This window comes from Streptomyces sp. NBC_01723 (assembly GCF_036246005.1).
Lineage (GTDB): Bacteria > Actinomycetota > Actinomycetes > Streptomycetales > Streptomycetaceae > Streptomyces.
Genome location: NZ_CP109171.1, coordinates 4,228,911 through 4,255,868, shown reverse-complemented (window position 1 = coordinate 4,255,868; position 26,958 = coordinate 4,228,911). Strand labels below are relative to the sequence as shown.

Genomic DNA, 26,958 nt, shown 5'->3' with positions numbered 1-26,958 from the left:
GTGGAGATTTGACAACAAATCAGGCCAAAGCGACACATCCCCATGCAGTTACTGACCTGTGTGAGGAGGGTGCGCTCCTCTACGCGAACGCCCTGCGCACCGGACGTATTGCCCGCGCGGAGGCGGAACCCGTCCCCTGCCTGATGGAGTTCGCCCTCCTCCACCCCGATCCCGACGATGCCACCTGGCTCCTCCCGGTGTCGCCCGCCGTGGCACTCGCGCGACGGCTGAATCCGATCGAGCACGAGATATCCGAGCGCAGGCGGACGTCGATCGAGCTGGCCGCGGCCTTCGAACCCTTCATGGCGCTCAGCGCGCAGGGCGCGGCGCCGACGCACTCGATCACCGTGCTGGAGGGGCTCGACCGCATCAACGCCGCCCTCGACCTGGCCACGGATCAGTGCCTGATCGAGATGCTCACGGTCCAGCCGAGTGCCCGGCACCCCGAGCGCCGGCTCATCGAGGCACTGGAGCGAGACAGGACGCTCATCGAGCGGGGCGTGCGGATCCGCACCCTCTACCAGCACACAGCGCGGTACAGCCCGGAGCGCCTGGCCTACGTGGACCAGTTCCCGAACGGGAAGGCCGAGTACCGCACCATCGACGAACTCGTCGAACGCCTCATCATCTGCGACGAGACCGTGGCCTTCATCCCCATCCGGGACGACCGCCAGGTCGCCCTCGAAATCCGGCACCCGGGTCTCGTCCGCTACCTGATCAAGGTCTTCGAGTTCATCTGGGGCCGGGCCGTGCCGCTCACGGCCGGCGCACCCTACGAGACCGCCCCCGACGGCATCACGGACATCCAGCACTCCATAGCCAAGCTGCTGGTGGAAGGCCACGTCGACGAGGCCATCGCCCGCCGCCTCGGCATGAACGTCCGCACCTGCCGGGCCCACATAGCCAAACTGGCCTCCGTGCTGGGGAGCGGAAGCCGCGCGCAACTCGGTTACCTGATAGCCCAGTCGGGGATCCTGGAGCAGGATCAGCACGGCATCGCACAAGAGGCGGCCCATGACGGGTGAGGCGCGGGGCCCGCAGGGGAAACGGCGGGTGCTGTCCCACATCGAGCACGGTCCGGAAGAACTCTGTGCCGCGGGGACGGACCTCTACACGCAAGCCCTGCGTGAGGGCCGCGTGCCCACCCGGGAGGCCTCGGCGCTGCCCTGCCTCACGGACTACGGCCTGCTGCAACCGATCGTGGGCGACCTGGACTGGCTGGAGCCGGTCGCCCCCGCGGTCGCCCTGCACCGGATGCTGGACGCCTCGGCGCAGCGTGTCGCCAAGGAGCGGCGGCGGGAAGCCCGGCTGACCGCGACGTTCGAACCCCTCATGCTGGTGGACGGCCGGCGTACGGCCGGAGGGGACGCCGGGGCCGTACGCGTCCTCAATGGGGTCCCCCAGATCAACCAGGCCATCAGCGAGGCCATGTCGAACGCCACGCGCGAGCTGCTGTGCATACAGCCCAACGCCCACTACGGCGACCGCCGCGGACAGGTGGCCCAGACACTGTCCCTGAGCCGGGACCAGGACATGCTCGACCGCGGCGCCCGCATCCGCACGCTCTACCAGCACACACAGCGCCATCTGCCGATGGTCCGGGCCCGCTACGAGCAGTTGCGTGGAGACGCCGAGGCACGCTCTCTGGACGAGGTGACGGACCGCCTTATCGTCGTCGACCGCAAGGTCGCCTTCATCCCCGCCGACGCAGAGGCCACGCTGGCGTTGGAAGTCCGCCACCCCGCCCTCATCGCGTACTTCGTGACCACCTTCGAACGCCTGTGGCGCCTCGCCACGCCCATGCACCCGGAGGCCGCGCCACGCCCGTCGCTGGGCGGGATCACACCACGCCAGCGCACCATCGCGTCTCTGCTCGTCGAAGGCCACACCGACGCCGACATCGCCGAACGCCTCGGCATGAACATCCGCACCGCCCGCGTCCACATCGCCAAGCTCGCCGCCACCCTCGGCAGCGAGAGCCGGGCTCAGCTCGGGTATCTCATCGGGCAGTCGGGGATTCTTGACCGGGAAGGATGACGGGGGCGGGGACGCCCTGGGAGGTGCCGTCCAGGCCCGCCTGGGCTATGCGGACGCCCAGTTGGGTACGGCTCGCCGCGCCCAGGGTCTCCGAGAGGCGGGCGATGTGCGCGCGGGCCGTGCGGACGCTTATGCCCAGCCGCTCGGCGATCACCGCGTCCTGGTGGCCCTCCGCCAGCAGCGCCGCGATGGACTGCTCGCGGTGTGAGATGCCCTCGATGCCGGTGTCGGGGAGGGCGGCGGAGAGCGGGATGGCGAGGCGCCAGAGGCGTTCGAAGACCGTGACCAGGTAGGAGACCAGCGCGGGGTGGCGCAGCTCCAGGGCCATGGTGCGGTCGGTGTTGGCGGGGATGAAGGCGACCGTGCGGTCGAAGAGGATGAGACGGTCGATGACCTCGTCCAGCGTGCGGGCCTCCACCGCGTCGCCCATCAACTCGAGGTAGTTGAGCAAGCCCTGGCCGTGCCGGGCCACGTGCGTGTACAGGTCCCGCATCCGCACCCCGCGCCCGCGCAGCGCCAGCGCCCGGTGCAGCCCCTCCGACAGCTCCGCCTCACGCCGGATGCCGCCGGGCTGCACGGTCAGGACCTCCGTCGTGCACGCCTGCGTCGCCTCGTCCATCGCGGCCTGGATGCGGGCCAGCCCGTCGAGGACCCGGATCGCCGAACTCTCCGTCCCGGCGGAGGCGTGGATGAGCCGGCCGAGCCCCGCGTACCACTCGAAGGCCTCCACCGCCGAGCCCACCCGCCGCTGACTCGCGCTGACCTCGTCGTGGACCCCGCGCAGCAGCCGCGTCATGACCTCCTGCGGAGAGGTCGGCACCAGCCAGTCCATGTCGTCGGGGTCGGGGTGCAGCAGGGCCAGTTCGAGGAGGCAGGGGACCGGTTCGGCGTCCTGGCGCGGCACCCGGCCCCGCCGTACGGCCCGGGAGTACACGCGGTCCCCGGCCGCGCACAGCCGGTCGGCACCGTGCGGATGCTCCTCAGCCCCGTGCCCGGCCATCGCCCATCCCACCCCCGGTTCCGGCTCCTCCGCAGCGCAACTATGCGCGGCCGGGACCGGCTCCGCAACACGGCTCGACCGGGGACGCGGGAGGGAAAGTACCGGTTGCGCCGGGTATGACCGGGGCATGGAACCAGGACCGCACCGCGACTACTTCTTCAGCCCGATCTCCCCACAGGCATCCGCGTACTTAGCCGTGCAGATGTCGCTGACCTTGTAGAAGCCGTCCGCGACGACCGTCTCCTCGATGTTGCCCTGGGTGAGGGCGACGACGGGGACGAGCTGGGCGGGGATGCCCTTGTGGGTGGGACTGTCGACCTTGTCGCGGGCCAGTGCGTCGAACTGGATGTCCCGGCCCTGGACCCGCGCCACGGCCATCTCCGCGGCGTTCTCGGCCTCCTGCGGGTAGGACTTGTAGACACTCATGTACTGCTCGCCGGTGACGATCCGCTGCACCGCGGAGAGTTCCGCGTCCTGGCCGGTGATCGGCGGCAGGTCGGTGATGCCCGCGTCCTCCAGGGCCTTGATGATGCCCCCCGCCATGCCGTCGTTGGCGGAGTAGACGCCCGCGATGTTGTTCTTGCCGATCTTCTCGATCGCCTCGGTCATGTTCGCCATGGCGTTCTCCGGCTTCCAGTCCTTGGTGTCGAAGGACTGGGCGATCGTCACCTTGCCGTTCAGCTCGGTCATCGCGCCGGCCTTGAACTGCTTGGCGTTCGGGTCGGTGGGCGAGCCGTTCATCATGACGATCTTGTCGGAGCTGTCCGCGCCGCCGAGCGCGTCGAGGAGGGAGCGGCCCTGCACCTCGCCGACCAGCTCGTTGTCGAAGGAGATGTAGGCGTCGATCGGGCCCTCGGCCAGCCGGTCGTAGGCGATGACCGGGATGCCGGCGTCCTTGGCCTTCTGCACGCCGTCCCCGATGGACTGCGCGTCGACCGCGTCCAGCACGATCACGTCGACCTCGTCGTCGATCATCTGCTGCATCTGCTCGGCCTGCTTCGACGCGCTCGCCTCGGCGTTGGCGTACTTGACGTTGCCCGCGTCGTTCGTGAGCTCGCCGACCTTGGCCTTGAAGAAGGGGTAGTCGAACTGCTCGTAGCGCGTGTTCTCCTTCTCCGGCAGCAACAGGCCGACGGTGATGTCGTTGCCCTTGGTCGGGCTCGCCTCGCCACTGCTGTCCGAGGCGCCCAGGACGCCGCAGGAGGCCAGCGAGAACGTCATCAGGGACGCGGCCACGGATATGGCGGTACGACGGGCACGGCTGCTCACTGCGCTTACCTTCCGAACACACGGGTGCTGTCGGTGACCCAGGTGGGCCCTGGTGGTCCAGCTCCAGGTCCAGGTCCAGGTGACCCCGGTGACCCAGGTGACTCCTGGTGAAGGAAGCCAACGCTGTCTTCACCAAATCGTCAAGAAGTACTAGACCAATGAGACAGCACCGTTGTGAACAAGCCCCGGAGGTCCGACCGGACCTCCGGGGCTGTCGATGCCGTTCACCCTTGTGCCGTCTGCCGACCCGGGGTCAGTCCGAGGTCTGGCCATGGCGCTTGGGACGCCACACGACCAGGGCGCTGGTCTGCTGTACCTCTTGGTAAGGGACCAGGTCACGGCGGTACGACGCGTGCACCGCCGCCTCGCGCTGGCGCATCGCCGTCGCCGCCCCGTCGAGGGCGTCGGCCATCTCCGCCACCCGGGCCTGGAGCGCGGCGACCTGGTTCTCCAGTTCGATGATGCGCTTGATTCCGGCCAGGTTGATGCCCTCGTCCTGCGACAGCTGCTGCACCTGGCGGAGCAGCTCGATGTCGCGGGCCGAGTAGCGCCTGCCGCGCCCGGCCGTGCGGTCCGGGGAGACCAGGCCGAGGCGGTCGTACTGGCGCAGGGTCTGCGGGTGCAGACCGGAGAGCTGGGCCGCCACCGAGATGACGTAGACCGGGGTCTCCTCGGTCAGTTCATACGGGTTGCGTCGACGACCGTCCATCCCCATCAAGCTCCCTTCGCGGCCTGGAACAACTCCGCCCGCGGATCCTCGTCCGCGGTCGCCTCGCGATACGCCTCCAGCGCGTCACGAGCCTTCCCCGTCAGGTCCTTCGGAACACTCACCTCGACGGTGACCAGGAGGTCGCCCCGGCTGCCGTCCTTGCGGACCGCGCCCTTGCCGCGGGCCCGCATGGTGCGCCCGTTGGGCGTGCCCGGCGGAAGCTTCAGCGTGACGGGCGGACCGCCCAGGGTCGGCACCCGGACCTCGCCGCCGAGGGCCGCCTCGGCGTAGGTGACGGGGACGGTGACCGTGAGGTTGTCGCCCCGGCGGCCGAAGACGGAGTGCTCCTTGACGTGCACGACCACGTAGAGGTCGCCCGCCGGTCCGCCCCGCTCGCCCGGCGTGCCCTTGCCGCGCAGCCGGATGCGCTGCCCGTCCGACACCCCGGCCGGGATGCGGACCTGCATCGTCCGGGAGGACTTGGCGCGTCCGGAGCCCTTGCAGACGTCGCAGGGGTCCTCGGCGATCAGGCCGCGGCCCTTGCAGTCCGGGCACGGGTCGGTGAGCGAGAAGCCACCGCCCGAGCCCCGCGCGACCTGGCCGGTGCCGACGCAGGTCGGGCACACGCGCGGTGTGCCGTTCTTGTCGCCGGTGCCCGAACAGGCCTTGCAGGGCGCCTGCGAGGACATCCGCAGCGGCACCGTGGCGCCCTCGATGGCCTCCGTGAAGCTCAGCGTGACCTCGGACTCGATGTCCTGGCCGCGCCGCGGCTGGGTCCGCGTGCCGGTGCCGGGACCGCCGCCGGTGCGGTTGAACAGGCCACCGAAGACGTCCCCGAGGCCGCCGCCGAAGCCGCCGGCGCCCCCCTGGCCCCCGCCCTGGGCGCCGCCTCCGAAGAGGTCGCCCAAGTCGAAGTTGAAGGTGCCGCCGCCGCCCGCGCCCGGCCCCGGACGGAAACCGCCGTTGCCGAAGAGGGCGCGGGCCTCGTCGTACTCCTTGCGCTTCTTGGGGTCACCGAGGATGTCGTTGGCCTCGGAGATCTCCTTGAAGCGCTCCTCCGCCCTGACGTTCCCCTTGTTGGCGTCCGGGTGGTACTCGCGGGCGAGCTTCCGGTACGCCTTCTTGATCTCGGCCTCGGTGGCGTCCTTGGGGACGCCGAGGACCTTGTAGTAGTCCTTCTCGATGAAGTCCTTGGTGCTCATCCCCGACGTCCCTCCTTCCACACTTCAAGCTCAGCCCTCGTCCGGGCCACCGCTCTCCTTGTTCTCCGCCGAGTCGGAACCGTCCTGCGCCTCGGTGCTCTCCTCGGCCGGCTTGACGGTCTGCGCGCCGGGCTGCGGCTCGGCGACGGCCACCCGCGCGGGGCGGATGGTGCGCTCGCCGATCCGGTATCCCGGCTGCAGGATCGCCACGCAGGTCGTCTCGGTGACGTCCGGTGCGTAGGAGTGCATCAGGGCCTCGTGGATCGTCGGGTCGAAGGGCTCGCCCTCCTTGCCGAACTGCTGGAGGCCCATCTTGGCGATGACCGTCTCCAGCGACTCCGCGACGGACTTGAAGCCACCGACCAGCTCCCCGTGTTCCCGGGCGCGGCCGATGTCGTCCAGCATCGGGAGCAGTTCGGTCAGGAGGTTCGCGACGGCGACCTCCTTGACCGCGACGCGGTCCCGCTCCACGCGGCGGCGGTAGTTCTGGTACTCGGCCTGGAGCCGCTGGAGGTCCGCCGTGCGCTCGTTGAGCGCGGTGCGCACCTGGTCCAGCTGGGCCACCAGGCCCGCGTTCTCGCTCGCGTCCCCGGCCGGGGCCGCGCCCTCCTCCGAAGAGGGGGCGGCGGCCTTCGGCTCGGCGTCGTCAGGGCTGGCGCCGGAGGGGACGTCGGGCTTCTCGTCGAAGCCCGGGGTCTCCTCCGTCACGCGGCACCGTCCTTGCGCTCGTCGTCCACGATCTCGGCGTCGACGACGTCGTCGTCGGCCTTGTCGCCGTCACCGGCGGTGGCACCGGCGCCCGGGGCCTCGCCGCCGGCGGCCTGCGCGCCCTGGGCGTCGGCGTACATGGCCTGGCCCAGCTTCTGCGAGACGGCGGCGACCTTCTCCGTGGCGGTGCGGATCTCGGCGGTGTCCTCGCCCTTGAGCTTCTCCTTCAGCTCGGCGACGGACTCCTCGACCTCGGTCTTGATCTCGCCGGGGACCTTGTCCTCGTTGTCCTTGAGGAACTTCTCCGTCTGGTAGACGAGCTGCTCGCCCTGGTTGCGGGACTCGGCGGCCTCGCGGCGGGCGTGGTCCTCCTCCGCGTACTTCTCGGCCTCCTGGCGCATCCGGTCGACCTCGTCCTTCGGCAGCGAGGAGCCGCCGGTGACGGTCATCTTCTGCTCCTTGCCCGTGCCCAGGTCCTTCGCGGTCACGTGCATGATGCCGTTGGCGTCGATGTCGAAGGCGACCTCGATCTGCGGGACGCCGCGGGGCGCCGGCGGCAGACCGGTCAGCTCGAACATCCCGAGCTTCTTGTTGTACGCCGCGATCTCGCGCTCGCCCTGGTAGACCTGGATCTGCACGGAGGGCTGGTTGTCCTCGGCGGTGGTGAAGATCTCCGAACGCTTCGTCGGGATCGTCGTGTTCCGCTCGATCAGCTTGGTCATGATGCCGCCCTTGGTCTCGATACCGAGGGACAGCGGGGTGACGTCGAGGAGCAGGACGTCCTTGACCTCGCCCTTGAGGACACCGGCCTGAAGGGCGGCGCCGATGGCGACGACCTCGTCCGGGTTGACGCCCTTGTTGGCGTCCTTGCCGCCGGTCAGCTCCTTGACCAGCTCGGCGACGGCCGGCATACGGGTGGAGCCACCGACGAGAACGACGTGGTCGATCTCGGACAGCTGGATGCCGGCGTCCTTGATGACGTTGTGGAACGGCGTCTTGCAGCGCTCCAGCAGGTCGGCCGAGAGCTGCTGGAACTGCGCCCGGGTGAGCTTCTCGTCCAGGTGCAGCGGGCCCTCGGCGGAGGCCGTGATGTAGGGCAGGTTGATCGAGGTCTCGGTGGACGAGGACAGCTCGATCTTGGCCTTCTCGGCGGCCTCGCGGAGGCGCTGGAGGGCCATCTTGTCCTTGGACAGGTCCACGCCGTGGCCGGCCTGGAACTGCTTCACCAGGTAGTCGACGACACGCTGGTCCCAGTCGTCACCACCGAGGTGGTTGTCACCGTTGGTGGCCTTCACCTCGACGACGCCGTCGCCGATCTCCAGCAGCGAGACGTCGAAGGTGCCGCCACCGAGGTCGAAGACGAGGATGATCTGCTCGTCCTTGTCGAGGCCGTACGCCAGCGCGGCGGCGGTCGGCTCGTTGACGATGCGCAGGACGTTCAGGCCCGCGATCTCGCCGGCCTCCTTGGTGGCCTGGCGCTCGGCGTCGTTGAAGTACGCCGGGACGGTGATGACCGCGTCGGTCACCTTCTCGCCCAGGTAGGACTCGGCGTCCCGCTTCAGCTTCTGCAGCACGAAGGCGCTGATCTGCTGCGGGTTGAAGTCCTTGCCGTCCAGGTTGATCTTCCAGTCGGTGCCCATGTGGCGCTTGACCGACCGGATGGTCCTGTCGACGTTCGTGACCGCCTGACGCTTGGCCACCTCGCCGACCAGCACCTCACCGTTCTTGGCGAAGGCGACGACGGACGGCGTGGTCCTGGCGCCCTCGGCGTTGGTGATGACGGTGGGCTCGCCGCCCTCCAGAACGCTGACGACGGAATTAGTCGTGCCCAGGTCGATGCCGACCGCACGTGCCATGGTGAATAACCTCCAGCTGACTTGAGTGGAACAGGCTCAAGTGTGCATGACGGCCTTCGTGCGGTCAACAGAGGTGAGTCGAGCCGACTCAACTCTTATCCGTTCCTTACACGCAACGGCTCGCTGACCTGCGCTTCTTCCGTGCGTCTGGCCTGACGAACCGGGAAAATCGACCCCCGGGAGGATGCACCCCTAGGGGGTCCGATCACCTCGGGAGGCAGCTGGGACTCCGTACGCGGCCGCCGCACCCGCGCCTGCGGCCGACCGGACACCGGCCCCTCCGCCTGCCCCCGGACCCGGGGCCGACCGGACACCTGTCCCGGCACCCCTGCCGCCCCTGCCCCGCGCCGCGGCCCGTACACCCGCACCCGCAGCAGTCCGGCCAGCGCGGCGACCGCAGCGCCCGCCACCCACCACACCGCCGTCCCGTCCAGCCGCCCGGTGTGCACGAGCAGACCCACGAGCACCGCGCCGCACGATGCCCCGCCGACGACCACCGCGGCGCCCTGCGGCGTGAGCCCGAGCCGGCGCAGCCGGTGGGCGAGATGGTCGGGCCCGCCCCGCAGCGGCGGCCGCCCGGCCAGCCGGCGCGAGAGCAGGACGAGTACGACGTCCAGGCAGACCGGCGCGCTCAGCGCGAACAGCACCGCCATGCCGCTCGCGGGCGCGTACCCCTCGCGGGTGAACACGGCGCCCCCGGCCAGCAGGAACCCCGCGAAGAGCGCCCCGCACGCACCGAGCGCGATCCGTGCGGGATGCCAGTTGTGCAGCAGCAGTCCGGTCAGCGCGGCGGCCAGCGCGAGCAGCGCCACCGCCAGCCCGTCGCGCAGCTCCGCCGCGGCACAGGCGGCGACCCCGAAGGAGGTCACGACCCCCACCGTGCAGGCCACCCCGTCGGCGTGGTCGAGCCCCCGGAAGGCGGAGGCGATCAGCGTGATCCATCCCACGGCGAGCACCCCGGCCACCGGCCCCGTCTCGCCGTACGGCACGACGCACGCCGCCGCGACGGCCGTACCGGCGACCACCCAGCGCCGCCGCAGCCGCCAGAGGTCGGCGGCGAGACCGAGGACACCGACGGCGGACGCGCCCAGGAGCAGCCGGCCGGCCGCGGAGCCGAGCGGCACGACGCCGGTCCAGTCCCCGGCCCACGCGACCAGCGCGGTGACCAGGGCGACGGCCACCCCGCCGGAGAGCGGGACCGGCCGCCGGCGGCGCCGGTCGACGAGGGCGAGGGCGAGGGCGGGTGCGCGCAGCACCCCGGCGAGGAGAGCGGCGAGGAGAGCGGAGGCGGTGGCGGCGGCGATCCCGTAGAGCACGGGGATAAGCTATGCCGGATATCACGTTTTGATATGAATTGCCTTCCCACTACGGCGTGGCGCCGGGGCGGGCGGGCGGCCCGGCGACCGGGCCGGTGGCCGGCTCCGGGTCAGGGTTGCCTCAGCGACGCAGATCACCGCACGTCCGACTACAGTGCGGCGGAGGATCGGGGTAGTCTCGGACGGACTGAATAAGTTACCGCTTAGTAATATCGATCCCCTCGCAACCTCGCAGGCCCGAGGAGCCCCCAAATGCAACTCGCCGCGATCATCGTGTCGCTGGTCCTGATCGTGGTCGGCGTGGCACTGTTCGGCCGCGCCGTCCTGCAGATCGTCAACTACATGCGGCTCGGACAGCCGGTGCCGGCCGGCACGCGGACCGACGATCCCGCAGCGCGCACCGTCACCGTGGTCCGGGAGTTCCTCGGCCACACCCGGATGAACCGCTGGGGCATCGTCGGGGTGGCGCACTGGTTCGTGGCGGTGGGCTTCTTCTCCCTGCTCCTGACGATCGTCAACGCGGTCGGGCAGCTCTTCGAGGCGGACTGGATCCTGCCGGTCATCGGCGACTGGGCGCCGTACAACGTCTTCGTCGAGTTCATCGGCACCATGACGGTGCTCGGCATCCTCGTCCTGATCGTGATCCGCCAGCTGAGCCGGCCGGACAAGCCGGGCCGCAAGTCCCGCTTCGCCGGCTCCAACTTCGGCCAGGCGTACTTCGTCGAGGCCGTCATCCTCATCGTCGGCGTCTGCATCTTCATGCTGCACGCGCTGGAGGGCGCCCTCCACCACGTCGACGGCTACGAGGCGTCGTTCTTCATCTCGTACCCGGTCGTCTCCGCGCTCGGGAACCTGGACGTCTCCACCCTCCAGAACCTGGTCTACCTCTTCGCCGGCCTGAAGATCGCGACCTCGTTCATCTGGATGATCACCGTCGCCCTGAAGACCGACATGGGCGTCGCCTGGCACCGCTTCCTGGCCTTCCCGAACATCTGGTTCAAGCGGGACGCGAAGGGCGGCACCGCCCTCGGCGCCCTGCTGCCGATGACGTCGGGCGGCAAGCCGATCGACTTCACCGACCCCGGCGACGACGACACCTTCGGCGTCTCCCAGGTCGAGCAGTTCTCCTGGAAGGGCCTGCTGGACTTCTCCACCTGCACCGAGTGCGGCCGCTGCCAGTCGCAGTGCCCCGCGTGGAACACCGGAAAGCCGCTCTCCCCCAAGCTCCTGATCATGTCCCTGCGCGACCACGCGCACGCCAAGGCCCCCTACCTGCTGGCCGGCGGCGGCAAGACGATGGAGGGCGAGGAGAAGGCGTCCGAGGAGCAGCTCGCCTCGGTGCCCGCGGCCGCGCTCGCGGAGGCCGAGCGCCCGCTGATCGGCACCCTCGAAGAGAACGGCGTCATCGACCCGGACGTCCTGTGGTCCTGCACCACCTGCGGCGCCTGCGTCGAGCAGTGCCCGGTGGACATCGAGCACGTCGACCACATCGTCGACATGCGCCGCTACCAGGTCATGATCGAGTCGGCGTTCCCGTCCGAGGCGGGCACGATGCTCAAGAACCTGGAGAAGAAGGGCAACCCCTGGGGCCTGGCGAAGAAGCAGCGCCTGGAGTGGCTCAAGGAGCTGGACTTCGAGGTCCCGGTCGTCGGCAAGGACATCGAGGACCTCACCGAGGTCGAGTACCTCTACTGGGTCGGCTGCGCCGGCGCCCTGGAGGACCGCGCCAAGAAGACCACCAAGGCCTTCGCCGAGCTGCTGCACATCGCGGGCGTCAAGTTCGCGATCATGGGCGGCGACGAGAAGTGCACCGGTGACTCGGCACGGCGCCTGGGCAACGAGCCGCTGTTCCAGGAGCTGGGCATGGAGAACGTCATGTCCCTCAACGCCGCCTTCGGCGAGGAGATGGACGACGACGGCAAGGTCACCGAGGAATCGCGGAAGCCCAAGTCGGCGAAGAAGATCGTCGCCACCTGCCCGCACTGCCTCAACACCCTGGGCAACGAGTACCCGCAGCTCGGCGGCGACTACGAGGTCATCCACCACACCCAGCTGCTCCAGCACCTCGTCGACGAGGGCAAGCTGCTCCCGGTCACGCCGGTCGAGGGCATCATCACGTACCACGACCCGTGCTACCTGGGCCGGCACAACAAGATCTACACGCCGCCGCGCGAGATCATCGCCGCCGTCCCGGGCGTCCGCAACGAGGAGATGCACCGCCACAAGGAGCGCGGCTTCTGCTGCGGCGCCGGCGGCGCGCGGATGTGGATGGAGGAGCGGATCGGCAAGCGCATCAACAACGAGCGCGTCGACGAGGCCCTGTCCCTCAACCCGGACATCGTCTCCACCGCCTGCCCGTTCTGCCTCGTCATGCTGACCGACTCGGTCAACGGCAAGAAGAACGACGGCAAGGCGAAGGAGTCCATCCAGGTCGTCGACGTCGCCCAGCTGCTGCTCGACTCCGTGAAGACCCCGGCCGACCCGGCGGGCGAGCCGGAGGCCGAGAGCGAGCCGACGCCGGAGCCGGTGAAGTAACCCACCCGCCACACCCGCCGACACCCCCTGGTCCCGCCCGGACCCGGGGGTGTCGCCGTTCGTCGAACGCGTGCATCATTACCCGGTCGTTGTCAGTGGCACGGAATCGGACGGGCGGGGCGAATGGTGCGCGGACGAAGAGGCATCCGGGTCGGCACGGCGGCCGCCGGCTGCGCGCTGCTGCTCGCCGCCTGCGGCCGGGGCGGGCCGGCCCCAGCCGCCGACGACACCGGCCCCACCCCCGTACGGGCGGCACAGGCCCCCGCCACGCTGCCCGTACCACGGGGCGACGGCAGCGAGGTCCCCGACGACTTCAACGGCGACGGCCACCGCGACCTCGTCCTCGACGACCTGGTCAAGGCGCAGAGCCACGCCGACGACGCCGGAATCGGCCTCGTCTACGGCTCCGCGCGTGGACTGGTCCCGGGCGCCCGGCAGTTGCTCACCCCGGCCACGTTCGCGGCCCCCACGGACGGACAGACACCTGCCGTCTTCGAGGTGGAGGCGACCTGCGACCTCGACGGCGACGGCTTCACCGACCTGGTGGTCACCACCGACCCGCCCTACGACGGCCAGGGCCGCCCGCCGGTCCCCCTCCAGCTCCTCTTCGGCTCCCCGACCGGACCGGCCGCCCGCGCGGTCCCGCTGAACGTCCCCGACCAGGCCCGCTTCGGCAACGACTGGCCCGAGCGGCCGGTCTGCGGCGACTTCGACGGCGACGGCGCCGAGGACCTGGTCCTGCACGCCTCGGCCGGTCACCTCAGCTATCTGCGCGGCCCGTTCACCCGCAAGGGCGCCCCGCGGAAGGCCGGCGCGCCCGTCCTCTCCCCCGGCGAGGTGCCGACCGGCCCCGCCGCCGACGTGAACCGCGACGGGTACGACGACCTGGTCGTCCGCGCCTCCGCGGGCCCCGGCCCCGCGGCCCTGGTCCTCGGCGGCCCGGCGGGACCCACCCGCACCGGGGCCACCCTCCCCGCCGGCACCGACGTCGCCCTCGGCGCATTCGGGCGGGGCAAGGCGCTGGACGCGGCGGTGGGCGACGCGGACGGCACGGCCCTGCGCTTCGACCTGCCCACCCCCCGGCGGGGCACCCTCGACACCCCCGGCACCCGGCTCGACGCCGCCGACTTCGACGGCGACGGTCTGATGGAGCTGGTCACCGACGACTCCGGCGTACGCGTCCTGCCGGTCCGCGGAACGGGCCCGACGACGCGGGGCGCGGTCACGGTGGCGCCCGCCGCCGAGGGGACGACGCGGGTGCTGACGGCGGGCGACTTCGACGGCGACGGCCGGGCGGACCTGGTCCTGCGGACGTACCAGGGCGACACGAAGGACACGGTCGAGGTCCACCGGGGCGCGGCCGAGGGGCTGGTGACGACGGAGCCGGCGCCGACCTTCTCGACGTCGTACTTCCTGACCCCCTAGGGGCCGGGCCCACGAGTCCCCTGGTGAGGGCGCCCGCCCCCGCCACAGCCCCTCGGGGACACCCGTAAGGGATGTCACAGCTCGGCCGCAAAGGGTCCCCCGAATGGCCGGGCCCCGCACGTCACTCTCCGGGACCAGGTACGTTCGAAGGCGTGGCTGGATTCAGGATCGGACGCGGCCGGGACAACGGCGCTCCAAACACGCGACCGCAACGCCCACCGTACGGACAGCAGGCGCCCCAGGGACCGCCGTACGGCGGCCAGGCGGCGCCTCGGCAGCCGTACCCGCAGCAGCCGTACGGGGGTGGCGGACCGGGACCGGGCGGCTCCCCGTGGCCCCAGGCCCACGGCGGCGGCCACGGCGAGCCGGAGTACTTCGGCGACGGCGGCCACCACCCGGGCGGGCACGGCGGCCAGGCCCCGTACGACCCGTACGCCGCCAACAACCCGGGCCACACCCAGGCGTTCACGGTCGACGACCCCTACAACCAGGGCGACACCTACCGCGCCGGCTCCGCCCCGGCCCCCGGCCCGGTCGGCCCGCGCCTGCACTGGAAGGACCTGCTGAAGGGCGTCGTCCTCGCCCCCAACCAGACCTTCCTCCAGATGCGGGACTACGCGATGTGGGCCCCGGCGCTCATCGTGACGTTCCTCTACGGCCTGCTGGCGGTCTTCGGCTTCGACGGCGCCCGCGAGGAGGCGATCAACGCCACCCTGTCGAACGCGGTCCCGATCGTCCTGACGACCGCCGTGGCGATGGTCCTGAGCGCGTTCGTCCTGGGCGTGGTCACCCACACCCTGGCCCGCCAGCTCGGCGGCGACGGCGCGTGGCAGCCCACGGTCGGCCTCTCCATGCTGATCATGTCCATCACGGACGCCCCGCGCCTGGTCGTCGCCCTGTTCGCGGGCGGCGACGCGCCCTTCGTCCAGATCCTGGGCTGGGCCACCTGGATCGCGGCCGGCGCCCTGCTGACCCTGATGGTCACCCGCTCCCACGACCTGCCCTGGCCGAAGGCGCTGGGCGCGTCGGCGATCCAGCTGATCGCGCTGCTGTCGATCGTGAAGCTGGGCACGTTCTAGTCGCTCCGCCCGCATGCGTGAGGAGGGCCCCCGGCATCATGCCGGGGGCCCTCCTCACGCGCCGCACTCCTCCTCGACCGCCCGTCAGGCGTCGAGCACCTGCCCGGCCCGCCGGACGACCGGAGGTTCGACGGACCACGGGAAGTTGATCCACTCGTCGGTCCGCTTCCACACGTACTCGCACTGGACGAGCGAGTGCGACTTCTCATAGATCACCGCGCTGCGGACCTCGGCGACGGTGTCGAGGCAGAAGTCCCGCACCAGCTTGAGCGTCTTGCCGGTGTCGGCGACGTCGTCGGTGATCAGGACCTTCTTGTCGGAGAAGTCGATGACGTTGGGGACGGGCGCGAGCATGACGGGCATGTCGAGCGTGGTCCCGACCCCCGTGTAGAACTCCACGTTCACGAGGTGGATGTTCTTGCAGTCCAGCGCGTAGGCCAGCCCGCCCGCCACGAAGACCCCACCGCGGGCGATGGAGAGCACTATGTCCGGCTCGTACCCGTCGTCCGCGATCGTCTGAGCGAGTTCGCGCACGGCGACGCCGAACTGCTCGTAGGTCAGGTTCTCCCGAACATCACTCATGCGCGCGTCCTGCTCATACCTGGGTTCATACCTGGGTCCGATGGAAGTTGAGGAAGGAGCGGGAGGCGGTCGGCCCCCGCTGCCCCTGGTAACGGGACCCGTACCGCTCGCTCCCGTACGGGTGCTCGGCCGGTGAGGTGAGCCGGAACATGCAGAGCTGCCCGATCTTCATCCCCGGCCACAGCTTGATGGGCAGGGTCGCGAGGTTGCTCAGCTCGAGCGTCACGTGCCCGGAGAACCCCGGGTCGATGAACCCGGCGGTGGAGTGCGTGACGAGGCCGAGCCGCCCGAGCGAGCTCTTCCCCTCCAGCCGCGAGGCGAGATCATCGGGCAGCGAGACGACCTCGTACGTACTGGCCAGCACGAACTCGCCGGGATGCAGGATGAACGGCTCGTCGCCCTCCGGCTCCACGAGCCGGGTCAGATCCACCTGCTCCACGGAGGGGTCGATGTGCGGGTACCGGTGGTTCTCGAACACCCGGAAGTAGCGGTCGAGGCGCACGTCGATACTCGACGGCTGCACCATGGAGTCGTCGAACGGATCGATCCGCACCCGCCCGGAGTCGATCTCGGCCCGGATGTCCTTGTCTGAGAGAAGCACGCACCGAGGATACGCAAGGCGCGCGGAGCTGCGACAACCGCCGCCGCACCGCGCGCCCGATCCTGCCCTACCGCTGCTGCGAACCCACCGGCACGGCGCTCCTCAGCCGCGCACACCGCGGACATCGGACGAGCCTGCCGGGGCCGAGTCGCTCGGCCTGCTGCATCGGGAACGAGGCGGCGGTGAACACGTGCCCATCGGCACAGCGGACGACGGTGGTGCGCTCCATCAAGTCCTTCAAGTCCCTTCCCCAAGAGCCGCGTCTGGCTGTCTACCCTGACGACAAAAGCCACAGTACGGGATCAAAGAGACGACTCTCCAGGCGGCACTCCGCCCTCACGCACACCCTCTCCAACGCACCCACCGTACGCGCCAACTCGGCCCGCCCGCAGCCGCATCCCACCCCCCGGAACGACCAGCGGCCCCGCGGCGGGAACACCGGGGGCCGGCGATGGGGTAGAGTGAGCGAGCGTCCAGGCACCGACCGTGGTCGGCGTCTTACGCGGGTGTAGTTTAATGGTAGAACATCAGCTTCCCAAGCTGAGAGCGCGAGTTCGATTCTCGTCACCCGCTCCACTCTGAACCCCCAGGTCATCAGGCCGGGGGTTTCTTGTTGTCTAGTCCAATCGCAGGCTGGCGTGCCCTCCGCATGCCCTAAGAGGTCCTGACAAAGGCGTTGGACGTGGCGTTGGGTGATCAGGCAGACGGCGAGGCCGAGGAAGGCTTCGTGGATGTCGTCGCGTCGTTCCCAGCGGACGCGCAGGCGTCGGAAGCCGTGCAGCCGAGAAATGGTGCGTTCGACGACCCAGCGGAAGGTGCCCAGGCCGGTGCCGTGTGGCTGGCCGCGTTCGGCGATCGCCGGGCGAATGCCTCGCTCGCGCAGAAGTGGTGGCGGTCGGGATGCCACCGCATCGACGGCCGGGGTGCGCAGTATCCGACGGTTGGTGCCCAGTGCGGCGCCCAGGGTCGCTGTGACCGCGATGGCGACGATGCCCGGCAGACGGCGTGCCCGCCGTCCTGGCGGTCAGCGACGACGCCTTCATCGTCTACACCGGCAACGCCTTCGCCATCCTCGGCCTGCGGGCCCTGTACTTCATGCTCTCCGGGCTGCTCGACCGCTTCCACTGCCTCAGCAAGGGTCGCGCTGATCCTCGCCTTCATCGGCGTGAAACTGATCCTCCAGGCGTCCCACGAACTCTTCAGCAGCAGCATCCCGGAGATCCCGTGACCCGTCAGCCTCGCCGTCATCGTCACGGTCCTGACCGCGTCGTCGTCCTGAGCATCCGACGCCCCGGACCGGCCGGGGCAGCCCCACTCGCGGACAGACGCCGGGATGACGACTGATCCGTGTCCGGACACTCCTGGCAGGACGGTGGGCGTACCCGCGCGGTGTGCGCCGACTGCCCCGGTGCCGTGCGAGCAGGGCCGCGTCGGAGCACCATCGACGGGAAGGCAGCCTCTGGAGGGTCCGTGCGCGATGCGGTGGGTGATGTGGGGGCGTGGCCGGCGGACGAGCCGGGTTTCTGGCGGCGGGTCGTCGAGCGGCTGGGCACGGCGGTGCTGGTGCTGGACACAGCCGGACGCGTGATCGTCGCGAACCCGGCGGCCGAGCGGCTGCTGGGCCGCACCACCGCGGCGATGCGGGGCGCCGACGCACACGATCTGCTGCACCGGGACGCGGACGGCAACGAGGTGCCGCGGGACCGGTGCCCCCTGCTCCACACGCTGGCCGAGGGGAAGGGGGCTCAAGGGGAGGGCGGCACGTATCTGCGGGGTGACGGTCGCCTGCTGGCTGTCTCCTGGTCCGCGTCCCCCCTCACGGAGGACGGCTCCGTGCAAGGCATGGCACTGCTGTTCACGGATGCCACGGGGGACCGCCGCGTCCACCGGGAGCGAACGGCGCGCACGCGCGCCCTGGAGGACCTCAACGAGCGGCTGTCCCTGGTCGCGGAGATCACGGACGTCCTGGGACAGACCCTGGAGACCGACGAGGCGCTGGCCCGCCTGGTGCGCCTGCTCGTGCCCCGTCTGGCCGACTGGGCGGCGGTGGACCTGCGGACCGGTTCCGGCGAGGTCCACCGGGTGGCGGTGACCGGCCCGGAGGGGCGGGACGCCGGATTCCAAGGCCGGCGCGCACCCGCCCCGGGGGAAGCCGGTGAGGAGGAGGACTCGCCGCTGGGCCGTGCGCTGACCGGGGGCGAATCCGTACTCCAGGAGCGGGTGGCCGCCGTCACCGCGGCCACCGGACATCCTCCTCTGGCAGCTCTCCACAGTGGCTTCCTGGCGGCGGTGGGCGCGAGCTCCGCCGTCACGGTGCCGCTCGGCGCCCGGGACCGGATCACCGGGGCGCTGACGGTGGTGCGCACCGACCCGGCGCATCCCTTCGACGAAGCCGACCTGGCGGCAGTGGGTGACGTCGGCCGCCGGGTCGGCGTGGTCGTCGACAACACCCGCCGCTACGGCCGTCAGCGCGCCGTCGCCGAGGCCATGCAGCGCAACCTGCTCGCCCCGTTGCCCCGGCCCGGACACCTCCGGCTGGCCGCCCGCTACCAGCCCGCACCCGCGGGCTCGCAGGTCGGCGGGGACTGGTACGACGCCTTCATGCTGAAGGACGGCGCGCTCGCCCTGGTCATCGGTGACGTCGTGGGCCACGACCTGACCGCGGCGGCCGGCATGGCCCAACTGCACGGCATCCTGCGTTCACTGGCCTGGGACCACACGGGGCCCCCCGGAGCCGTCGTCGACCGCCTCGACGCCGCCATGCCGGTCATCACCACCGTCCCGCTGGCCACCCTGATCCTCGCCCGCGTCGAGGGCGACCCGGACACGGGACCCTGGACGCTCCGCTGGACCAGCGCGGGGCACCCGCCTCCGCTGATCCTCTCCCCGGACGGCACCGCGTGCTATCTGGAAGACGGCCAGGGACTGCTCCTCGGCACCGGACCCGTCGGCGGCGCGGGCCGACCGGACGCCACGCATCCCCTGAAGCCCGGCTCCACCCTGCTGCTGTACACGGACGGACTCGTCGAGACACCGGGCAGCGACCTGGACACGGGCCTGGAGGAGCTGCGCCGGCACGCTCTCGCGCTCGTCCACGAACCGCTGGACAGGCTGTGCGAAGACATGCTCGCCCACCTGCCGCCCGGCAGCACCGACGACGTGGCCCTGCTCGCCCTGCGCGTACCGCCGCCATGAGACGTGGTGGGCGTCGGTCCGGGCCGGTGCCGCGGAGGCGTCCACCGTTCCCACGGCACCGATGACCGGCTGTCACGCCGCCTTTACGCACCGGGGAGTAGGCTGACGAGACCGAGGGCATCAGGCACGCCGGTGGCGGACCGGCTCCACCCCGGTGTCCACCGGCGTTCGCCACGCGGGAGGGTCTCGCCCTCCACCCCGCACACGCCCGCCGACTCCCCTCCCGCGAACTCGCGGCGGTCGTCGGCGCTTTCCTCCGGCAAGAGCGGCCAGGCCCCCTCCAGCACCCGGATCCCACCGGCCACGTCCGGCGCCGCCCCGGCGGGGCAGGCGGGCCGCCGGCGCCGTGCCCCGCCGAACCGGCCGGCACCCAACTCGTCAGAGAGATCCCACGTGATCACCACAGTCCCCACCGCACCGTCCACCCTGCCCCCGCCCCTCGTCCGCCTGCGTCTCGCGCCACACGGCGCGCTGCCGCGCCGGATCGACGGGGTGTGGTGGCCGTACTCCCGCGATCTTCTGACACAGCTCCCGAAGATGCTTGCCGCGCTGCCGAGCGCGTGGGGCGACATCACCGGCGTCACCGTGTACGCCGCGGCCTGGTCGGCGGCGCCTGGGCGCATGTTCGTCGCCAACCAGGTCGTACGCCTGCACAAGGCTCCCGCGTCGCCGCACGCCCCGGACCGGGTCGTCCTGCTCTCCCCCGGGCTCGGCCGCTGGGACCTGCAGGTGATCCCGCCGGATGCGACGGAGGAAGCGGCCGCTCTCCTCACGGCCGCCGCCCTGGACGACCGGCGGCCCGGCGCCGACGGAGAAGCCCGGCGGGGAACCCGCGCCCCTCGGTGGTAGGACCCGCCGCAGGCACCTCCGTGTACGCGCCCGCTCCCCGCGTCCAACCCGCCCTGGGGCCGACCCGAGTCGGCCGCCCGCTTCTCAGAGAGACGTCCTCATGACCATGGCCACCACCCCCGCCACGCGCTCCGACACTCCCGGCAGCGACTTCGCCCGGCTGTCGAAGAAGATCGCGGATGCCGGACTGCTGGGGCGCCGCCCCGGCTACTACACGTTACGCATCACCGCGGTGACGGGGCTCTACGCCGCCGGATGGGCCGCGTTCGTCCTTGTCGGCGCCTCCTGGTGGACACTGGCGGTCGCCGCGTTCCTGGCCGTGATGTACGGGCAAGTCGCCCTCGTCGCCCATGACATGGCTCACCGGCAGGTGTTCCGCCGCCGCCGGGCCAGCGAGCTGTCCGGACGGATCGCCGGCGCGTCGATCGGCATGAGTTACGGCTGGTGGCAGGACAAGCACACCCGTCACCACGCCAACCCCAACACCGAGGACCTCGACCCCGACATCGGCCCCGACCTGCTCGTCTGGTCCCCGGACCAGGCCCGCGCCGCCACCGGACTGCCCCGCCTGCTCGGCCGCTGGCAGGCGTTCCTCTTCTTTCCCCTGCTCACGCTGGAGGGCTTCAACCTGCACGTGGCGAGCGGCAGGGCCGTGGCCGACCGCCGGCTCAAGCGCCGGGCGCTCGACGGAACACTGCTGCTCGCGCACTGCGCCGTCTACCTGACCGCCCTGTTCTGGGTCCTGCCGCCCGGAATGGCGATCGCCTTCCTCGCCGTCCACCAGTGCCTGTTCGGCGTCTACCTCGGTTCGGCCTTCGCACCCAACCACAAGGGGATGCCGATCCTGACGGCCGACGACCGCCCCGACTTCCTCCGCCGCCAGGTGCTCACCTCGCGCAACGTCAACGGCGGCCGGTTCACCGACCTGGCGCTCGGCGGCCTGAACCACCAGATCGAGCACCACCTGTTCCCGAGCATGCCCAGCCCTAACCTGCGCAAGGCCCGCGCCATCGTCCGGCGGTACTGCCGGGACCTGGGCGTGGACTACGCGGAGACGGGCCTGGTCGCCTCCTACCGGCTGGCGCTCACCAGCCTCCACGACGCGGGCGCCCCGCTCCGACGGACCCGCGTCCGCGCCTAGCGCGCCGAGACGCCGCCGTGGGTACGGCGTCCGGGGCGCAGCCGTCCACGTCCGCCGTACCGGGGGCCCCGGCGCTCGTCGGCGTCGTTCACGACGGGGGCCCGTCGGCGTGCGACCGGCCCGTCGTGGGTCTTCCGGTCCGGTGCGACGGCACCGCCGCGGCCGTAGTGGAAGGCGGCGCTTCTGTCCCCGTGCCGAGAGTCCAGCCGGTGGATGAGGAACGCGCCTGCCGCGATCACCGCCGGCAGCACGATCACCGTCACGAGGACGTCCACGGTCCTCACACCCTTTCCGGCCGGTCCTCCGGCGCGGCGACGGCGACTCGAAGCCACGGAGAAGTGACAAGAGCACCGGCTCCATGTCCTCCTTCGGACTCCCACACCGCTTCCCTGGTGCGGTCGGTCTCGGCGGTCGCCGTCAGACGCGCGGCATCCGCCAGCAGGCTGCTCGCGGTCGCTGTCCGGCGCGGGTCGCTCGCGGCGGCCATCAGCCAGGCGGCCGCGGCCGGAGGCGTCTGCGGGGGAACGACCAGCAAGTTCCAGCGGCCCACGTGGTAGGAGAGCAGCAGCAACTCGTGCTCGTCCTGCTCGAAGCGGAACCAGCCCACCTTCACCACATGCCCGGCGACAGACACCCTGCGCGGGACGACCGGCCACTGGGCGGGGTTCACCGTGACCCGGGTGATCCGCCCCCACAGCGGATCGAGAACGGACGCCAGGGCCGGCAGTTCGGCGGCGAGATCACGCGAGCGCGGCCACCAGGCGCCGTCCAGCAGGAGCGGTGCCGAACCCTCGGGAAAGAGCGACAGACGCACGGGAGACGTGGGAAGCCGGTCTTCAGACGTCGTCGGAGGAGAGACGGTCGCAGTCATGACGCGAACCCTGCCCCGGGCGGGCCTGAGCCGACCCGGCGTATTCGATCACCGAGGACGGCACAGACGCGAAATGTCCGCGCGCGGAGTGTCCTCGGTTCCCCCAGCCTACTCTTCACGGGCGCCCGAGCAGGCCGCGTGCCGGGTCAGTCCAGCCGATGGAGGCCGATGCCTCTTGCCGGGGCTCGTCGAGGAGTAGCCTGAGGACGTCGAGGGCTTTCGTGCACCGGCGCCGCCGGTCCCGTCCTCGGTCTCCCAACCACCGGGCGCTCCGTCGGTCGACGCAGGCCCGCAGTGAGGCTTTTTCCTCATGACCACCACTCAGCTCCGTCCGCACGCGGCACCGTTCCGACCACGTGCCGCGCGCCTCGTCCTTGGATCCGCCAGCCGTTTCGGCCGTCCGGACGGCGCCTGGTGGCCACGGACCCGCGACCTGGCACGAGAACTCGGCGAACTGGCCGACGTGATCGATCCGCTGTGGGGCCGGCTCACCCACGTGGCCGTCAATCCCCGCCACTGGCAGCCTGTCCCGCACGGCGTGGTCGTCGTCAACGGTCACGAGGTGGCGGTCGACCGTTTCGCCGAGGTGCTCAACCCGCACAGGATCCTGCTGCAGTCCTACACCGCGGGCCGTTGGGATCTCCTCGTGGTGCCGCCCCCGACGAGCGCGTCGTCAGCTGCCCGGCTCATGGCCGCCGTGGCGTAGAGCGGCTTGGGGGGCATGCCCCGGGCCCACACGTTCCGTGCCGGTGTCGATGAGGATCTGTTCCGCCGACGTCTGACTGCCGGCGCGCACGGCCGCGGCCATGGCCGCGCGGGCCGCGTCGGGCCCGGTGTGCGGCGGAACCACCAGCAGCGAGAAGAGATCGTTGCCGCCCCGGGTGACGAGGACGGTGTCGTCTCCTACCGGGAAGGAGTCGATGTGGACGACACGGCCGTCGATCGTCATCCGCGTCGGCAGTTCGTCCCAGGCGTCGGTGTCCAGGCCGACGCGCGTGATCGGCCCGAGGTACTCGGACAGCGCGGAGACGAGGCCAGGGAGTTCACCGGCGATGTCGCGGGAGCGGGGCCACCACGCCCCGTCGAGCGCGCCCTTCCGGTCATGGGTCGTCTCGAGCCGCACCACGGCGGTTCCCGGTCGAGGAACAGCCTGGTGCACGGCGTCGGGCAGGATCCTGGTCACCCGCGGGGAGCCGGAGTCGGACATCGCATTCGCCTGCCTACCGGGGACGGCAAACCGAGAGTCTCCTGGCTTCACGGTACTCCTCGGCCGACGACGGCCGCGAAGCCACGATTTTCCCTCACCCGCCTGCGAGCCGCCGGGGACCACGGGGAATTCGATCCCGACTTGGACCTGGACCTGGCCATGGACATCTTCTTAAGAAGGCCCAGGTCGTCGACCCGGGCCTTCTTGCTGTCCGCGACTATCGGTCGTCGCGTGCCAGATCCGTGCCGGAACGGTCGCGTCGAGGCCGGCGCACGTTGGGCGTGCGTGGGGTGCTCCCGTCCCGGGTGCCGGGGTGGGTGGTGGGTTGCGGGTATTCAACGACCGCCGTTGGTTCCGACGTGGAATCTCGTCAGGGCAAAGATGATGAAGAGGTCGATGGTCATCACGGGGATGGCCCACAGCGGGTAGTACGGGACGAACATGAACTGGGTGATCAGGCTGATCCCTGCCGCCACTGCGCCCGCCCCACGCGCCCAGCTCTGGTTTGTCACGACACCCATGCCGGCAACGACGAGTGCCAGGCCGACCACGATGTGGATCCAGCCCCAAGCTGTCAGGTCGAACCGATAGGCGTACTGGGACGCGGCGAACAGGTTGTCCCTCGCGATGCCGGACGCCCCCATGAGAATGCTGAGCGGCCCGCTGAGCATCATCACGGCGCCGGCGAAGAGAGACGCGCCGCTGAGCCTTTCGCTGTCGCCTGGCTCTCCGTGCCCTCGCCGTGTCTCCCTCGGAATCGTTGCCATGACCGCCACCTCCTGTACAGCACGGTCACCGACCCATACAGCCCGTGCGACGCCAGTAACGCTCCACTGACAGGATCACCGCGATCCTTCGAGACCGCGACTCCAGCCGTCTGTGCCGCACGTGAGAGCCGTCAAGTGCGGCGGCGATGTCCGACACCAATAGCCGGCACCGGCAGTACCGGACAGCGGCGGTCAACGCTGAGACCGAGCGGACCAGCCGTGGGTCAGACGGCTGGGCTTCTGCGTTCGATCAGTACGACGTCGCGCCAAACGCCACGGTGTCGGCCGATGCGCTCGCGCGTACCGACGATGCGGAAGCCCGTCTTGTGATGGAGGGCGAGGCTGGCGGTGTTCTCGGGGAAGATGCCGGATCGGATGGTCCAGATCCCGGCGGTCTCCGCCGACCTGATCAGCTCGCGGAGGAGTGCGGCGCCGATGCCCCGGCCGCGTGCCTCGGGGTGGACGTACACCGAGTGCTCGACGACGCCGACGTATGCGCATCGGTCGGAGACCGGTACGGCGGCGACCCAGCCGAGGGCCCGGCCCGTGGCGTCGAGGGCGACGTACCGGTGTTCCGGCAGCTTGGTGGCGTTGAACTCTTCCCAGCTGGGAGCGGTGGTCTCGAAGGTGGCGTTGCCCTCGTCGGTGCCGAGTCGGTAGATCTCCAGGACTTGGTGAGCGTGGTCGGCCGCCATCGCGGTGATGCGGTGGTCGCCGGCCGTGCTCATGCTCGGCCCACCGGAGCGATCTCGTCGACCAGGCCGCGGATGCGCTTCTCGATCTCGTCGCGGATCGGGCGGACCGCTTCGACCCCTTGCCCTGCCGGGTCGGGAAGCTCCCAGTCGAGGTAGCGCTTACCGGGGAAGACCGGGCAGGTGTCACCGCAGGCCATCGTGATCACGACGTCGGACGCCTGGACCGCCTCGGCCGTGAGCACCTTGGGTACCTCGGCCGCGATGTCGATGCCCACCTCCGCCATGGCCGCGACGACGGCCGGATTGACGCCGGCGGCGGGGGCGGAGCCGGCGGATCGGACCGAACCAAGCGGCCCAGGCCCAGCCCGACAGCCATGGCGGCAAGGATCCAGGCAGCGAGGTAGCGGTCCACGAAGGACAGACGCCCCGCTACGTGCCGATCAGGAGCGGGTTACTCACGAAGCAGCTCCGGCCGGCGCGCCGCGGTCGGGCAGAGGCTCGCCCATGGGGCGGGTCAGGATGCTCGCCAGTCGGTCGGTCATCTCCGGGACCAGCCAGTAGTAGACCCACGTGCCGCGCCGTTCGCAGTCGATGAGGCCTGCCTGCCGCAGCAGCTTCAGGTGATGCGAGATCGTCGGCTGGGACAGATCGAAAGCCGGGGTCAGGTCACAGACGCACACCTCACCGCCCGCCCGTGAGGCGATGATCGACAGCAGGCGCAGCCGCACCGGGTCACCCAGCGCCTTGAACACCTTCGCCGGCTCCAAGGCCTGGTCCTCGTCCAGGGGAGCAGTCAACAACCCGGGGCAGCAGGCCCCGGCCTCGTCGGTCCGGCCGAGCACCACCCACTCTTGATTCGACATGCCTCTATGTTGACATCCTTCGATTCAGAGCGCAATGTTGTATCGAAAGACATCGAAACAACGGAATGGGAGCCCTGCCATGTCCCGCGCACAGCTCGCCCTGCGTGTCAGTGACCTGGAAGCGTCGATCACCTTCTACTCGAAGCTGTTCGGCACCGAACCGGCCAAGCGGCGCGAGGGCTACGCCAACTTCGCCATCACCGAGCCCGCGCTCAAGCTCGTCCTCATCGAGGGCGAGCCCGGCGAGGAAACCCGACTGGACCACCTCGGCGTCGAGGTCGAGTCCACCGAGCAGGTCTCCGCGGCCACGACCCGCCTCAAGGACGCCGGCCTGGCCACCTTCGAGGAGAACGACACCTCCTGCTGCTACGCCCTCCAGGACAAGGTGTGGGTGCACGGCCCCGGCAAGGAGCCCTGGGAGGTCTACGTCGTGAAGGCCGACGCCGACACCCTCGACAAGGGCGCCGACCCCCACGCCACCGGCGACGGCTGCTGCGCGAGCCAGGCCGCCGAGGAGGCACCGAGCGCCGCGGGCTGTGCCTGCGGCTAGTCCCTGCGGGGAACGAGTGGAGCCGGGCCCCGGCCACCGTCGGGGCCTACTCGCGTCCGTGCGCCGTGCGACAGAGCGCGAGTTCGGTGCTCGACATCCGCTGCATGCAGAACCCCCGGTGAATGACCGGGGGTTGCCTGTTGTCCAGATCGGTGGGCGGGTACCGCACCACCGCTGTGCGCTGCCTGCCTACAGCATGAGTGACACCGGGTAGATCTCGTCGGCGGTGTGGCCCGCCCGCTCGTGGGTCCGCTGGACCGCTTCCGGCGAGGGCCCTTCGGACAGGCACCACACCGTGCCGGAATCCGGGTCTGCCCACGCCTGCTCGAAGTGCACGCCTTCGTCGCCTTCCACCGCCAGGTCGGCATTGTGGGCGGCCAGGAACTGATCGCTCGTGATCCCCTTCATGCCGTGGTGCACGTCAATGAACTTCGCCATCGCTCCCACTCCTCCGGTCCCGTGACGGCACCGGGAACCGGTAGCCGCCAGCCCCGCCCCCTC

At 70.7% G+C, this 26,958-nt stretch carries 27 protein-coding genes, 1 tRNA gene and 2 pseudogenes; 12 read left to right on the top strand and 18 right to left on the bottom strand.

The genetic code is table 11. The annotated features are described in order from the left end of the window. Nucleotides 1–8 precede the first annotated feature (8 nt). The gene (locus tag OIE75_RS19640; protein WP_307013908.1) at nt 9–1,025 is read left to right on the top strand and encodes a helix-turn-helix transcriptional regulator; all 1,017 of its coding nucleotides are present in this window, start codon (nt 9–11) and stop codon (nt 1,023–1,025) included. Then, entirely contained in the window at nt 1,015–2,037 is a 1,023-nt protein-coding gene (locus tag OIE75_RS19635) for a helix-turn-helix transcriptional regulator (protein ID WP_307013906.1), read from the top strand. The genes OIE75_RS19640 and OIE75_RS19635 overlap by 11 nt, the downstream gene beginning before the upstream one ends. Here the strand turns inward: OIE75_RS19635 and OIE75_RS19630 are convergent. From OIE75_RS19630 to OIE75_RS19600, 7 genes are all read right to left on the bottom strand, one after another. Then, nucleotides 2,000–3,037: a helix-turn-helix transcriptional regulator gene (locus OIE75_RS19630; RefSeq protein ID WP_307013904.1), complete on the bottom strand. Its 1,038-nt coding sequence runs from the start codon at nt 3,035–3,037 to the stop codon at nt 2,000–2,002. The genes OIE75_RS19635 and OIE75_RS19630 overlap by 38 nt on opposite strands. A gap of 150 nt (nt 3,038–3,187) precedes the next feature. Next, nucleotides 3,188–4,306 carry a sugar ABC transporter substrate-binding protein gene (locus tag OIE75_RS19625; protein ID WP_307013903.1) on the bottom strand — a complete coding sequence of 373 codons (1,119 nt, stop codon included), beginning with the start codon at nt 4,304–4,306 and terminating at the stop codon, nt 3,188–3,190. Between the two features lie 253 nt (nt 4,307–4,559). Beyond that, nucleotides 4,560–5,015 (bottom strand): heat shock protein transcriptional repressor HspR, encoded by a 456-nt coding sequence (locus tag OIE75_RS19620; protein WP_122616728.1) that lies wholly within the window; start codon nt 5,013–5,015, stop codon nt 4,560–4,562. A gap of 5 nt (nt 5,016–5,020) precedes the next feature. Further along, the gene (gene dnaJ / locus OIE75_RS19615; protein ID WP_307013902.1) at nt 5,021–6,217 is read right to left on the bottom strand and encodes a molecular chaperone DnaJ; all 1,197 of its coding nucleotides are present in this window, start codon (nt 6,215–6,217) and stop codon (nt 5,021–5,023) included. Between the two features lie 30 nt (nt 6,218–6,247). Further along, nucleotides 6,248–6,925 carry a nucleotide exchange factor GrpE gene (gene grpE / locus OIE75_RS19610; RefSeq protein WP_307013901.1) on the bottom strand — a complete coding sequence of 226 codons (678 nt, stop codon included), beginning with the start codon at nt 6,923–6,925 and terminating at the stop codon, nt 6,248–6,250. Beyond that, nucleotides 6,922–8,781 carry a molecular chaperone DnaK gene (dnaK, locus tag OIE75_RS19605; RefSeq protein ID WP_122616724.1) on the bottom strand — a complete coding sequence of 620 codons (1,860 nt, stop codon included), beginning with the start codon at nt 8,779–8,781 and terminating at the stop codon, nt 6,922–6,924. The genes grpE and dnaK overlap by 4 nt, the downstream gene beginning before the upstream one ends. Nucleotides 8,782–8,876: 95 nt before the next feature. After that, complete coding sequence (locus tag OIE75_RS19600; protein ID WP_329471616.1) at nt 8,877–10,097, bottom strand: MraY family glycosyltransferase; 1,221 nt, start codon at nt 10,095–10,097, stop codon at nt 8,877–8,879. Between the two features lie 252 nt (nt 10,098–10,349). Here OIE75_RS19600 and OIE75_RS19595 point away from each other — a divergent pair, with 252 nt between their 5' ends. From OIE75_RS19595 to OIE75_RS19585, 3 genes are all read left to right on the top strand, one after another. Next, nucleotides 10,350–12,632, top strand: a complete 2,283-nt coding sequence (locus OIE75_RS19595) for a (Fe-S)-binding protein (RefSeq protein ID WP_329471615.1) — start codon at nt 10,350–10,352, stop codon at nt 12,630–12,632. Nucleotides 12,633–12,755: 123 nt separating this feature from the next. Beyond that, nucleotides 12,756–14,057 carry an FG-GAP repeat domain-containing protein gene (locus tag OIE75_RS19590; protein WP_329471614.1) on the top strand — a complete coding sequence of 434 codons (1,302 nt, stop codon included), beginning with the start codon at nt 12,756–12,758 and terminating at the stop codon, nt 14,055–14,057. 71 nt (nt 14,058–14,128) lie between these two features. Further along, a complete protein-coding gene (locus OIE75_RS19585; protein ID WP_307013894.1) occupies nt 14,129–15,136 on the top strand; it encodes a Yip1 family protein in 1,008 nt (335 codons plus the stop codon). 84 nt (nt 15,137–15,220) lie between these two features. On the opposite strand, the gene OIE75_RS19580 is transcribed toward OIE75_RS19585, so the two are convergent. Further along, the gene (locus OIE75_RS19580) at nt 15,221–15,718 is read right to left on the bottom strand and encodes a phosphoribosyltransferase (protein WP_307013893.1); all 498 of its coding nucleotides are present in this window, start codon (nt 15,716–15,718) and stop codon (nt 15,221–15,223) included. Between the two features lie 25 nt (nt 15,719–15,743). Further along, on the bottom strand, nt 15,744–16,319 hold the full coding sequence (gene dcd / locus OIE75_RS19575) for a dCTP deaminase (protein WP_064728971.1): 576 nt from the start codon (nt 16,317–16,319) through the stop codon (nt 15,744–15,746). Nucleotides 16,320–16,821: 502 nt separating this feature from the next. Between dcd and OIE75_RS19570 the strand changes: the two genes are divergently transcribed. Next, a tRNA-Gly gene (locus OIE75_RS19570) sits at nt 16,822–16,895 on the top strand. A gap of 118 nt (nt 16,896–17,013) precedes the next feature. Here the strand turns inward: OIE75_RS19570 and OIE75_RS19565 are convergent. Beyond that, nucleotides 17,014–17,202 (bottom strand): annotated as a pseudogene (locus tag OIE75_RS19565) (transposase); the annotation flags it as partial. 116 nt (nt 17,203–17,318) lie between these two features. Here OIE75_RS19565 and OIE75_RS41450 point away from each other — a divergent pair. The 4 genes and pseudogenes from OIE75_RS41450 to OIE75_RS19545 form a co-directional block, all read left to right on the top strand. Further along, nucleotides 17,319–17,663: pseudogene (locus OIE75_RS41450) on the top strand (TerC family protein); the annotation flags it as partial. A 126-nt stretch (nt 17,664–17,789) separates the two neighbouring features. Then, nucleotides 17,790–19,514, top strand: a complete 1,725-nt coding sequence (locus OIE75_RS19555) for a SpoIIE family protein phosphatase (protein WP_329471613.1) — start codon at nt 17,790–17,792, stop codon at nt 19,512–19,514. A gap of 393 nt (nt 19,515–19,907) precedes the next feature. Then, complete coding sequence (locus OIE75_RS19550; RefSeq protein WP_329471612.1) at nt 19,908–20,363, top strand: DUF5994 family protein; 456 nt, start codon at nt 19,908–19,910, stop codon at nt 20,361–20,363. Nucleotides 20,364–20,463: 100 nt separating this feature from the next. Continuing rightward, on the top strand, nt 20,464–21,504 hold the full coding sequence (locus tag OIE75_RS19545) for a fatty acid desaturase family protein (RefSeq protein ID WP_329471610.1): 1,041 nt from the start codon (nt 20,464–20,466) through the stop codon (nt 21,502–21,504). On the opposite strand, the gene OIE75_RS19540 is transcribed toward OIE75_RS19545, so the two are convergent. Together OIE75_RS19540 and OIE75_RS19535 are read right to left on the bottom strand one after the other, a co-directional pair. Beyond that, nucleotides 21,501–21,779 (bottom strand): hypothetical protein, encoded by a 279-nt coding sequence (locus OIE75_RS19540; protein WP_307013879.1) that lies wholly within the window; start codon nt 21,777–21,779, stop codon nt 21,501–21,503. The two genes, OIE75_RS19545 and OIE75_RS19540, sit on opposite strands and share 4 nt — an antisense overlap. 5 nt (nt 21,780–21,784) lie before the next feature. Then, complete coding sequence (locus OIE75_RS19535; protein ID WP_329471609.1) at nt 21,785–22,375, bottom strand: DUF5994 family protein; 591 nt, start codon at nt 22,373–22,375, stop codon at nt 21,785–21,787. A gap of 310 nt (nt 22,376–22,685) precedes the next feature. Between OIE75_RS19535 and OIE75_RS19530 the strand changes: the two genes are divergently transcribed. Beyond that, on the top strand, nt 22,686–23,081 hold the full coding sequence (locus OIE75_RS19530; protein WP_307013877.1) for a DUF5994 family protein: 396 nt from the start codon (nt 22,686–22,688) through the stop codon (nt 23,079–23,081). Here the strand turns inward: OIE75_RS19530 and OIE75_RS19525 are convergent. The 5 genes from OIE75_RS19525 to OIE75_RS19505 all read right to left on the bottom strand — a co-directional run bounded on the left by OIE75_RS19525 (nt 23,049) and on the right by OIE75_RS19505 (nt 25,907). Further along, on the bottom strand, nt 23,049–23,582 hold the full coding sequence (locus tag OIE75_RS19525; RefSeq protein WP_329471608.1) for a DUF5994 family protein: 534 nt from the start codon (nt 23,580–23,582) through the stop codon (nt 23,049–23,051). The genes OIE75_RS19530 and OIE75_RS19525 overlap by 33 nt on opposite strands. A 335-nt stretch (nt 23,583–23,917) precedes the next feature. Continuing rightward, nucleotides 23,918–24,349, bottom strand: a complete 432-nt coding sequence (locus tag OIE75_RS19520) for a DUF7144 family membrane protein (protein ID WP_329471607.1) — start codon at nt 24,347–24,349, stop codon at nt 23,918–23,920. 224 nt (nt 24,350–24,573) lie between these two features. After that, a complete protein-coding gene (locus OIE75_RS19515) occupies nt 24,574–25,077 on the bottom strand; it encodes a GNAT family N-acetyltransferase (protein ID WP_329471606.1) in 504 nt (167 codons plus the stop codon). Then, the gene (locus OIE75_RS19510) at nt 25,074–25,436 is read right to left on the bottom strand and encodes an arsenate reductase/protein-tyrosine-phosphatase family protein (protein ID WP_373463081.1); all 363 of its coding nucleotides are present in this window, start codon (nt 25,434–25,436) and stop codon (nt 25,074–25,076) included. The genes OIE75_RS19515 and OIE75_RS19510 overlap by 4 nt, the downstream gene beginning before the upstream one ends. Nucleotides 25,437–25,499: 63 nt before the next feature. After that, nucleotides 25,500–25,907 (bottom strand): ArsR/SmtB family transcription factor, encoded by a 408-nt coding sequence (locus OIE75_RS19505; protein ID WP_307013870.1) that lies wholly within the window; start codon nt 25,905–25,907, stop codon nt 25,500–25,502. 79 nt (nt 25,908–25,986) lie between these two features. On the opposite strand from OIE75_RS19505, the gene OIE75_RS19500 reads away from it, so the two are divergent. Continuing rightward, a complete protein-coding gene (locus OIE75_RS19500; RefSeq protein ID WP_307013869.1) occupies nt 25,987–26,457 on the top strand; it encodes an ArsI/CadI family heavy metal resistance metalloenzyme in 471 nt (156 codons plus the stop codon). 189 nt (nt 26,458–26,646) lie between these two features. On the opposite strand, the gene OIE75_RS19495 is transcribed toward OIE75_RS19500, so the two are convergent. After that, on the bottom strand, nt 26,647–26,895 hold the full coding sequence (locus OIE75_RS19495) for an SCO4226 family nickel-binding protein (protein WP_329471605.1): 249 nt from the start codon (nt 26,893–26,895) through the stop codon (nt 26,647–26,649). Nucleotides 26,896–26,958: the final 63 nt, after the last annotated feature.

What these genes read in the sequence shown, in the direction of transcription:
- OIE75_RS19635 (WP_307013906.1), top strand. Translation starts at nt 1,015, where the DNA reads ATGACGGGTGAGGCGCGGGGCCCGCAGGGGAAACGGCGGGTGCTGTCC.
- OIE75_RS19630 (WP_307013904.1), bottom strand. Translation starts at nt 3,037, where the DNA reads ATGGCCGGGCACGGGGCTGAGGAGCATCCGCACGGTGCCGACCGGCTG.
- OIE75_RS19620 (WP_122616728.1), bottom strand. Translation starts at nt 5,015, where the DNA reads ATGGACGGTCGTCGACGCAACCCGTATGAACTGACCGAGGAGACCCCG.
- dnaJ (WP_307013902.1), bottom strand. Translation starts at nt 6,217, where the DNA reads ATGAGCACCAAGGACTTCATCGAGAAGGACTACTACAAGGTCCTCGGC.
- dnaK (WP_122616724.1), bottom strand. Translation starts at nt 8,781, where the DNA reads ATGGCACGTGCGGTCGGCATCGACCTGGGCACGACTAATTCCGTCGTC.
- OIE75_RS19595 (WP_329471615.1), top strand. Translation starts at nt 10,350, where the DNA reads ATGCAACTCGCCGCGATCATCGTGTCGCTGGTCCTGATCGTGGTCGGC.
- OIE75_RS19590 (WP_329471614.1), top strand. Translation starts at nt 12,756, where the DNA reads ATGGTGCGCGGACGAAGAGGCATCCGGGTCGGCACGGCGGCCGCCGGC.
- OIE75_RS19585 (WP_307013894.1), top strand. Translation starts at nt 14,129, where the DNA reads ATGTCACAGCTCGGCCGCAAAGGGTCCCCCGAATGGCCGGGCCCCGCA.
- OIE75_RS19580 (WP_307013893.1), bottom strand. Translation starts at nt 15,718, where the DNA reads ATGAGTGATGTTCGGGAGAACCTGACCTACGAGCAGTTCGGCGTCGCC.
- OIE75_RS19545 (WP_329471610.1), top strand. Translation starts at nt 20,464, where the DNA reads ATGACCATGGCCACCACCCCCGCCACGCGCTCCGACACTCCCGGCAGC.
- OIE75_RS19535 (WP_329471609.1), bottom strand. Translation starts at nt 22,375, where the DNA reads ATGACTGCGACCGTCTCTCCTCCGACGACGTCTGAAGACCGGCTTCCC.
- OIE75_RS19530 (WP_307013877.1), top strand. Translation starts at nt 22,686, where the DNA reads ATGACCACCACTCAGCTCCGTCCGCACGCGGCACCGTTCCGACCACGT.
- OIE75_RS19525 (WP_329471608.1), bottom strand. Translation starts at nt 23,582, where the DNA reads ATGTCCGACTCCGGCTCCCCGCGGGTGACCAGGATCCTGCCCGACGCC.
- OIE75_RS19520 (WP_329471607.1), bottom strand. Translation starts at nt 24,349, where the DNA reads ATGGCAACGATTCCGAGGGAGACACGGCGAGGGCACGGAGAGCCAGGC.
- OIE75_RS19515 (WP_329471606.1), bottom strand. Translation starts at nt 25,077, where the DNA reads ATGAGCACGGCCGGCGACCACCGCATCACCGCGATGGCGGCCGACCAC.
- OIE75_RS19505 (WP_307013870.1), bottom strand. Translation starts at nt 25,907, where the DNA reads ATGTCGAATCAAGAGTGGGTGGTGCTCGGCCGGACCGACGAGGCCGGG.
- OIE75_RS19500 (WP_307013869.1), top strand. Translation starts at nt 25,987, where the DNA reads ATGTCCCGCGCACAGCTCGCCCTGCGTGTCAGTGACCTGGAAGCGTCG.
- OIE75_RS19495 (WP_329471605.1), bottom strand. Translation starts at nt 26,895, where the DNA reads ATGGCGAAGTTCATTGACGTGCACCACGGCATGAAGGGGATCACGAGC.